General features: G+C 52.3%; 8 protein-coding genes and 1 tRNA gene. 8 read left to right on the top strand and 1 reads right to left on the bottom strand.

The features are described 5' to 3' along the window. Positions 1–325 precede the first annotated feature (325 nt). From Q8W22_RS15730 to Q8W22_RS15770, 8 genes are all read left to right on the top strand, one after another. On the top strand, positions 326–2,110 hold the full coding sequence (locus Q8W22_RS15730; RefSeq protein ID WP_305453012.1) for a P-loop NTPase fold protein: 1,785 nt from the start codon (positions 326–328) through the stop codon (positions 2,108–2,110). A gap of 110 nt (positions 2,111–2,220) precedes the next feature. Next, on the top strand, positions 2,221–2,862 hold the full coding sequence (locus Q8W22_RS15735; RefSeq protein WP_305453015.1) for a hypothetical protein: 642 nt from the start codon (positions 2,221–2,223) through the stop codon (positions 2,860–2,862). Next, positions 2,859–4,163: a Qat anti-phage system QueC-like protein QatC gene (qatC, locus tag Q8W22_RS15740; protein ID WP_305453017.1), complete on the top strand. Its 1,305-nt coding sequence runs from the start codon at positions 2,859–2,861 to the stop codon at positions 4,161–4,163. Before Q8W22_RS15735 ends, qatC begins: the two co-directional genes overlap by 4 nt. Positions 4,164–4,171: 8 nt before the next feature. After that, a complete protein-coding gene (gene qatD, locus Q8W22_RS15745; RefSeq protein WP_305453024.1) occupies positions 4,172–4,885 on the top strand; it encodes a Qat anti-phage system TatD family nuclease QatD in 714 nt (237 codons plus the stop codon). A gap of 397 nt (positions 4,886–5,282) precedes the next feature. Then, positions 5,283–5,861 carry a hypothetical protein gene (locus Q8W22_RS15755; protein WP_303434198.1) on the top strand — a complete coding sequence of 193 codons (579 nt, stop codon included), beginning with the start codon at positions 5,283–5,285 and terminating at the stop codon, positions 5,859–5,861. Between the two features lie 72 nt (positions 5,862–5,933). Next, positions 5,934–6,422, top strand: a complete 489-nt coding sequence (locus Q8W22_RS15760; RefSeq protein ID WP_305453018.1) for a YaiI/YqxD family protein — start codon at positions 5,934–5,936, stop codon at positions 6,420–6,422. 2 nt (positions 6,423–6,424) lie between these two features. Then, positions 6,425–7,222, top strand: coding sequence for a methyltransferase domain-containing protein (locus Q8W22_RS15765; RefSeq protein WP_303434196.1), 798 nt, complete (start codon positions 6,425–6,427; stop codon positions 7,220–7,222). A 10-nt stretch (positions 7,223–7,232) separates the two neighbouring features. After that, on the top strand, positions 7,233–7,751 hold the full coding sequence (locus Q8W22_RS15770; protein WP_305453019.1) for a DUF523 domain-containing protein: 519 nt from the start codon (positions 7,233–7,235) through the stop codon (positions 7,749–7,751). A 106-nt stretch (positions 7,752–7,857) separates the two neighbouring features. Here the strand turns inward: Q8W22_RS15770 and Q8W22_RS15775 are convergent. Then, a tRNA-Arg gene (locus Q8W22_RS15775) sits at positions 7,858–7,934 on the bottom strand. Between the last annotated feature and the right edge of the window lie 122 nt (positions 7,935–8,056).

The raw sequence follows: 8,056 nt of genomic DNA on the forward strand, positions 1-8,056 counted from the left end.
TTGAGTATGCGCAATACATTGATTTCTGCGCACTCACCCCAAACTACAACTTAACCTCACCATATAGAGATGACGCCATGAATAAAAAAACAAACCTCGGACTCAGTAGCTAGTCTGGCAGCGAAAGTGCTACAAGACCCAAATGCGTCTGCAACTGCCAAGAAACTTGCAGGATCAGCACTTTCACAATCAGGAACACAAAGCCAGACCAGTTCGGAAATGGAGTCATTAGCGTCGTTAGTTATGCGTAGCGAAAAATACAGTGATGTATCAAAAGAATTAGCTGGCTCAGTTCTCTCCCAATCTAACAAAAAAAGATAACAGTATGTGGTCAGATACCGAATCCGATAAAGATTACCTTAATTTTGGGGAAGTCTCGCAGCTTGCCGTCGACATCCTTACAGCGGATAACATGTTACCGGTCTCTGTTGGCGTTTTCGGTAACTGGGGGGCCGGAAAGTCCTCACTACTGAAGCTGATTGACGAGAAGCTGGAGCAGGATGAAAGAGACTGGATCGTCATCAAGTTCGATGCTTGGTTGTATCAGGGGTATGACGATGCTCGGGCTGCACTCCTTGAAGTAATAGCTACCGCGCTGACAGAGGCTGTGGACGGGAATGCAAGTTTGGCCACGAAAACCAAGAAACTTCTGGCCCGGGTTGATGGGTTCAGGGCTATGGGGCTATTGGCCGAGGGGGCAGCCCTGCTGGCAGGGGTTCCAACAGGCGGACTTATAGCCAGGGGTGTTGGTGCCCTGGGAGGTGCCGCTGACGGCATTCAAGACCAAGAGGAATATGAGACCCTGGACAAAACCGCTAAAGAAGCGAAGGAACAGGCGAGTGGGTTGCTGAGACCCGAGACAAAGAAAAGTCCACCCCAGCAGATCGATGCATTCCGGAAGGAATACGGGGAAATTCTGGAAGAGCTTGGTAAGCCACTGGTGGTAGTTATTGATAACCTTGATCGATGTCTGCCAACAAACGCTATTCATACCCTTGAGGCAATCCGGCTGTTCCTATTCCTGACCAATACAGCCTTCATTATTGCCGCCGATGAAGAAATGATTCGCTCCTCGGTAGCCGACTACTTTAAAGGGGCTTCGGACCGCCACCAGATCGACTATTTGGATAAGCTGATTCAAGTCCCCATACGCGTACCCAAGGCTGGCGTTCGAGAGATCCGTTCTTACCTCTTTATGCTCTATGCCATCGATCACCACCTGCCTGAGAAAAAGCTCGAAACGCTCCGTGAGGGTTTAGAGAAGGCGTTGCAGCAATCCTGGAAAGATGATCCCATTACCCGCCAGGATGCCCTAGCTTTGACAGGAGAGTCGGAAGACAGTGACTTAGCAACGGCGTTTGCGAGGGCCGACCGTATTGCGCCGGTACTCGCTAACTCCCCTATCATCCACGGAAATCCACGGATCGTAAAACGGCTGCTAAATGTCGTTAAAATGCGTTCACAGATTGCACGGCGTCGTTCAATGCCATTGGATGAAGCCATCATTACTAAGTTGGTGATCTTCGAGAGATGCGTTGGCGTGAACGCAACGGCTGACTTCTATCGCTTGGTTGATGCTGAACAGGGAGTGCCTGCACTGCTCAAGCGGCTGGAGGAAGGGGGTGGCCAGATACCCGATGATGCCCCAAAGACATGGACGGACAATCCCACTACCAAATCCTTCATCAGTGATTGGGCCCAGCTGGAACCCCGTCTAAGCGAGGTAGACCTAAGAGCCGCCATTTACTTGTCCCGGGAAACCATGCCGATCGGCGCTTATGTGGTAGGATTATCCCCTGCAGGACGAGAAATACTGGATGTACTGGTGGACACGAAGAATACCAGCTCGCCGACAGCAGAAAAGTTATTGGATACCCTCCCCTTGGAGGAACAAATCCCGGTTATGGAGGGGGTTATCAGCCATCTAAGGCAGATTTCCGATTGGTCCCGGAAGCCCAAAGGATTTGCAGGCGCTTGCCTACTGGCCCGACACTCGGTGGATGCGGCCAAGGTCCTTGTACGGTATCTGCAGGAATTGGATTTGGGGGAAAAACGCCCCCCATGGATGACAGCTGCGCTCAAAGAAGAGCAGTGGCATAAGGACGCTTAATGGGGACTTCACAATCAAGTACCGGCCCGAGTGGCGGTTCACCTCTGGTACCGCCATGGGCGGATGACCAACCACAACAACCTCAAGCAACGCCCCAGCCGGCAAGGTTTATGGCCTTCCGGCAGTCGCTGGGAAGATTTGTATCCGGAGGAGATCGCAACGATCTCAAGAGTGCTGTTGGCCACTACGCGCGCAAATCCAGCGGGGGTGGGGGTAGTGCTGCCAGGCGCATGGGGAGCGTCACCCAGGCTGGTGCCCGGCTCTTCGGGACGCTGGCCGGTGTGCCCGCTGCCCCAGGTGAGTCCAGTTTCGATCTCGGCAGTTTAGCAGGCCTACCCTGCGAGCTCGCGATTTCCGCTATTGCCCAGGCCCTGACCACCGAAGACGGGGATTCAGATAAGATCCGCGCTGCGATGAATCACGCCTTGGTTGAAGCGCTGGATGGCGTAGAGACCTTTGACCCTCAGTGCATCACTGATGATGTCATCGTCGATACCATGATCGGCTACCTGGCTGAGAGCATCTTCCTGCAGATGGTGATGGATTCTGATAAAGCTTGGAACAAGGCCGATACCCCTGCCCAGGCGATGCGGGCAGAAACCGAGCTGAGGGAACTCATTAAGGTCGTTGTGGACAAGCATATGGCCCCCAAACTAGCTGGGAATGTGAGGAACGTTAGCCGTCAGCAAATGGCTCAGATTGAGCGCCAGGCCATCATTGATGCATGGAAGGAATGGGAGGCCTATCAATGACACGGTTAGTATTTCACCACAATCACCAGCTTTTGCCTCCGGACAAAGAAGGTTTGTTGCCGGTTCAATTGTACGGTTTAAGCGGCCAAGGTCGAGGCGATATCTCTGTCATCGGGAATCCGGTCATCGAGAAGGTGAAACGTTTGGGGGTGCGCATCCCCAGTCAGGTTATGGACTTCCTGACGATCGCGCTCGCAGTAACAGCAGCTGATACCTTTGTGCGACGTTCCGAGAGCGAGAATGGCTGGACCCGCCAGTTCGCCATGCAGCTACCACTACATGAACCTGATCGATGGGTGCCTTTGAAAAAGGAGCTGGAAAGAGCATTGCACTTTCTCAGCGGTGACATGTGGGACTTCGAATTCCTGGATGGCGGCCATCCCCCACCGGTACCTTATCACCAGCGAGATCGTTTCCATCTAGTACCGCTCAGAGGACTTGATTCAGTATGCTTGTTCTCGGGTGGTTTGGATTCTGCTATTGGTGCGATCGATTTATTGTCGCAGGGCCGCGCTCCATTATTGGTGAGCCATTCCTACAAGGGAGATAAGACTCATCAAGACCAGATTGCACAAGCGCTTACAAGGCGACACTCTCGTTTCAAAGTCAATGCTGATCCGCATTTGCACACTGGGGAGACCGACATCACAATGCGGACGCGTAGCCTTAACTTCCTTGCATTTGCTGCGGTCGGTGCCTGTGCCGTTCAGGCTGTATCTCAGCAAGAGGAAGTTGACCTGTTCGTACCTGAAAACGGTTTTATTTCTTTAAACGCACCGTTGACGCCCAGACGTGTTGGGACTTTGAGCACACGAACTACTCATCCGCACTTCATCGATAGTATCCAAAGGATTTTTGAGTCGGCGCAAATTCCCTGTCGAATCATCAATCCCTATCAGTTTATGACCAAAGGACAGATGGTGGCGGGCTGTCATAACAGGCAGTTGCTTGAGGGTGTCGTGGACAGTACGGTCTCATGCAGCCATTGGAAGCGGTCAAATCAACAATGCGGAATATGCGTGCCATGCATTATTCGACGTGCGGCACTGCATGCAGGTGGCATCAGCGAAGATATTGGATACACCTTTGATACAGTGGCTGATGTCCTGAATGAGACAGATCGTCGAGATGATCTCCTGGCCCTTCGAATAGCGGTTGCACAGAAAGCAACTCGGAAAACGGGGCCGTGGATTGCGGACAGCGGGCCTCTGCCAGCAGCAGACTTCCAGAATTTTCAAAAGGTCTTTATTGATGGGTTGGATGAAGTCAAAGCCTTTCTGAAATCTGAGGGTGCACTGTGAGTATTGACATGCATTGCCACCTAGATTTGTACCCTGAGCCGTTTAAAGTTGCCGAGGAGTGCAAAAGACGAGGGACTTACGTGTTGTCTGTGACAACGACGCCGAAGGCTTGGGAGGGTACGTGTAGGCTGTCTAAAGATAGTCAGCGGATACGAACGGCGTTAGGGCTTCATCCACAAATTGCACACCAAAGATACCAAGAGTTGGAATTATTCGATGCCCTGCTCCCGGAAGCTAAATATGTGGGTGAGATTGGTCTCGATGGAGGTAGTGGGTTCAAGAACCATTGGGATGTCCAGTTGAAAGCATTTCGACACATACTTAATGCCGTAAATCATGCTGGTGGGAGAATCATGTCAATACACAGTCGCGCGAGTGCTGCAGCTGTGCTTGATGAGCTCAAAGGAATTGACGGCACTCCCGTGCTTCATTGGTTTTCAGGAACCAAGAGTCAACTGAAGAGAGCGATTGATATCGGTTGCTGGTTTTCTGTAGGCCCGGCAATGTTAAATACCAAAAAAGGAGTTGAACTAGTTTCAATTATTCCTCGGGACAGGATATTGACTGAGACAGACGGTCCGTTTGCTAAACATAGAGGAAACATGCTGATGCCATGGGAAAGTGATATAGCTGTAAATATTCTGTCTGAAATATGGAACCAATCAATCGAGCAAACTCATGCCGATCTGAGAGATAATTTTCGGTCGGTCACATCTGGTTAACCATAGCTATTCAGACCTAATCTGACATTTCTCTCTTCAGCCTAGCCCAAAGAGGCTTAACTTGATCCCTGATAGCATCTGACTTCATATGATCTGTAGTGGTCAGCTGATTCCGGACAATATTTTAAGGTTCTCCTCAGCTGCAACGGGCGAAATGCCGTCGTTGAATGTATGAGGTCGCTGCCGGCTGTAGTCGTCCATCAGATAACCACCAACATCTTTCTTGGCCTCGGCCAGGTTGCGATAGCCTAATCCCTTTGGAAGCTTGAGTTATCAATAAGCCCCAACCACAAGGCCTGCCAAGCGCCTGGTGTTGGCCCGGCTGCTCTACGGCGCTGGATCAAACAATACGGTTATATATTTACCACTTCCGATCTCTGTAGTAGGGTTTAAGCCCTTGAATCAGGGACGTCATCGTATGTCTTCTCCCGGTATCGTATTAGTCGCCAACAAGGCCGCGTGTCTTAATGATTTATCTGCCAGCCTGATGCCTCTGCCTGAGCTGGAATCAGCACTGCAATCCGCTATCGGCAGTGAGCTACCCTTGTTTGTTGTGCTATCTGCCAGCAACCATCTATGGGAAACACGGCTGGATGAACTGCAAATCCCCTGGGGGGTTTGCCCGGATGCAAAACAGGGCATCGACCATTGTGCTGCTTTCGGTATCCACAACAATCAGGATTGGAGTGGCTGGCTCATTGATATGGCCCGCTCTCCCGGCCCTTGCAGCGATACGTATAAAGCTTTGGCTGGCTCCATTACCCAGTTTCCTGTCGCCAGCGCCCAGAATAACGCCGGTCATCGTGACTACCCCATAGCCTTTCAAAGCCGCTTTGGATTTAACCTGATGAACCCGGATAATCGTTTGGTCTCGGCAGCTCTGGTTGATAACCACAACGACACGCTCGATGGTAAATGCAAGCCTCCACTGTCATGGCTTAACATGTCATTGGTACATACAGTCGACCACCTTTAACCGGCGAGCACGCCCATTACCACCAAGAACGATGGGTGCTGCAAGCAATACTGTCTTGAACGGATTTTTCTATTGAACACCCTGCCACAACCAGCCTGTATCTGGGTTGACGCCGACGCCGCCCCCAAAGCCATCCGGGATATTCTCTGTAAAGCCGCTGTGCGCGCACAGGTGCATATCTGGTTTGTTGCCAACCATACGCTACCGCTACCCAAATCGGAGTGGGTCCACAGCCGTACCGTGGCCGCCGGATTTGATGTCGCCGATAACTCGATTGTGCAAAGCGCTCGTCCCGGTGATCTGTTGATTACTCAGGATATTCCGCTGGCCGCAGAAATCATGGAGCTGGGGGTGGATGCCATGAACCCTCGCGGCGAACCCTATAGCCGCGAAACCATCCGTCAACGGCTGAACATGCGGGACTTTATGGAAACCATGCGTTCCAGCGGTATTCAGAGTGGCGGGCCTTCTGCCTTTGATCAACGTGACAAACAGTCGTTTGCCAATAGCCTCGATCGCTGGCTGGCCAAACAGAAAAAAATGGTGCGTCCACAGAGCTGATAATGAGTACTCAACCGCCAACAGTCAGTGACAAACTGGCACCTGATCGTAATTTTGATGATATCTCTGCCCGCTTTCGCAAAACGATTTACGACACCCCCAAAGGCCAGCTGCGCCTGGCGGCCCTGCGACAGGATTTTGCCGACCTGAAGATCGCACTACCCAACGCCAGGGTATTGGATCTCGGTGGCGGACAAGGGCAATTTGCCCTGGAACTGGCCCGACAAGGGGCGGCGATCCATTTGTGTGATATTTCCGAAACCATGCTGACGCAGGCAAAACACAGCTTTGCGGCCGACAACCTGCCGCTCAACAGTGCCTGTTGCTCCCTGCAGTCAGCCTCAGACCGGTTTCCTGGTCAGTTTGACCTGGTACTTAACCATGCGGTACTGGAATGGCTGGAACAGCCCTACGATGCACTGCAGGCCATCACCAGCAAGGTCGCAACCAACGGCTGGCTCTCGCTGATGTTTTACAACCGCCATGGTCATCAGTGGCGTCAGCTTATGAACGGCCGTACCCATGCTCCGGACGGCTCCAATGATCGGCTGCGCCAGGAAGGCAATGCACCCCAGCATCCTCTCGACCCAGACAAGGTGATGGACAAGCTGCAAGCGGGTGGTTTTGATATTGTCCGCTGGCGCGGCATCCGCTGCATCCACGATCATATGCACCAGAAAATCCGTGACCGTATCGGCCAGTCGGCAGTTAATCAGGCCGATCTGGAATTTGGCCTGCAAGATCCCTATCGCCTGTTCGGTCGTTATATCCATGTAATGGCCAGACGTACCACTCGGTGATAATCAACCCATGAATATTCTGGTATCAGCCTGCCTGCTCGGTCAGCCCGTCCGCTATGATGGTGCCGACAACGCCACCAAACTGGCCCTCCACCACGCAACGCTTGATCAGTGGCGGCGCAAGGGATGGCTGATACCGGTCTGCCCGGAAATGGCTGGCGGTTTGCCGACCCCACGACCGGCGGCGGAAATCGTTGGCGGTGATGGTGCGCAGGTATTGGCTGGCCAGCGCCGAGTGCTGACATACAGTGGTGACGACGTTACTGAATCGTTTCTGGCGGGCGCCCGGCAAACCCTGGCTTATGCCCAGGCCCATAACGTACAAGCGGCGTTACTGGCATCACGTTCTCCTTCCTGTGGCACCGACAGTACTTACGATGGCTCATTCAGCAAGCAGTTGACACCCTATAGCGGCATCACCGCTGCGCTGCTGCAACAGCATGGTATTGTCTGCTTTCCGCCGGAACGATTTGAGCAGTTGTTAGAGTGGGTGCAACAGCAGCAGTGCCTGGATTCTGAAGGAGTGTGATTAATATAAAAGCCGTACGACGACAGAGTTTGCCGTTGATTAAGCATGAATATTTATAACAGAGGGTTTGATCATGAAGCGGACGCTTCGAAGGATTTTTCTGAAATGGTGCGCTCGGGAGGATTCGAACCTCCGACCACCTGGTTCGTAGCCAGGTACTCTATCCAGCTGAGCTACGAGCGCACATCAGAAAAGCACTCACGATTTGAATCATTTATTTAATCTAATAAATGGTGCGCTCGGGAGGATTCGAACCTCCGACCACCTGGTTCGTAGCCAGGTACTCTATCCAGCTGAGCTACGAG

Origin of the sequence: Oceanobacter sp. 1_MG-2023 (assembly GCF_030689025.1) — a bacterium.
Classification (GTDB): Bacteria; Pseudomonadota; Gammaproteobacteria; order Pseudomonadales; family Oceanobacteraceae; genus Oceanobacter.

Coding starts and splice junctions, on each gene's coding strand:
- Q8W22_RS15730 (WP_305453012.1), top strand. CDS start 326: ATGTGGTCAGATACCGAATCCGATAAAGATTACCTTAATTTTGGGGAA.
- Q8W22_RS15735 (WP_305453015.1), top strand. CDS start 2,221: ATGGCCTTCCGGCAGTCGCTGGGAAGATTTGTATCCGGAGGAGATCGC.
- qatC (WP_305453017.1), top strand. CDS start 2,859: ATGACACGGTTAGTATTTCACCACAATCACCAGCTTTTGCCTCCGGAC.
- qatD (WP_305453024.1), top strand. CDS start 4,172: ATGCATTGCCACCTAGATTTGTACCCTGAGCCGTTTAAAGTTGCCGAG.
- Q8W22_RS15765 (WP_303434196.1), top strand. CDS start 6,425: ATGAGTACTCAACCGCCAACAGTCAGTGACAAACTGGCACCTGATCGT.
- Q8W22_RS15770 (WP_305453019.1), top strand. CDS start 7,233: ATGAATATTCTGGTATCAGCCTGCCTGCTCGGTCAGCCCGTCCGCTAT.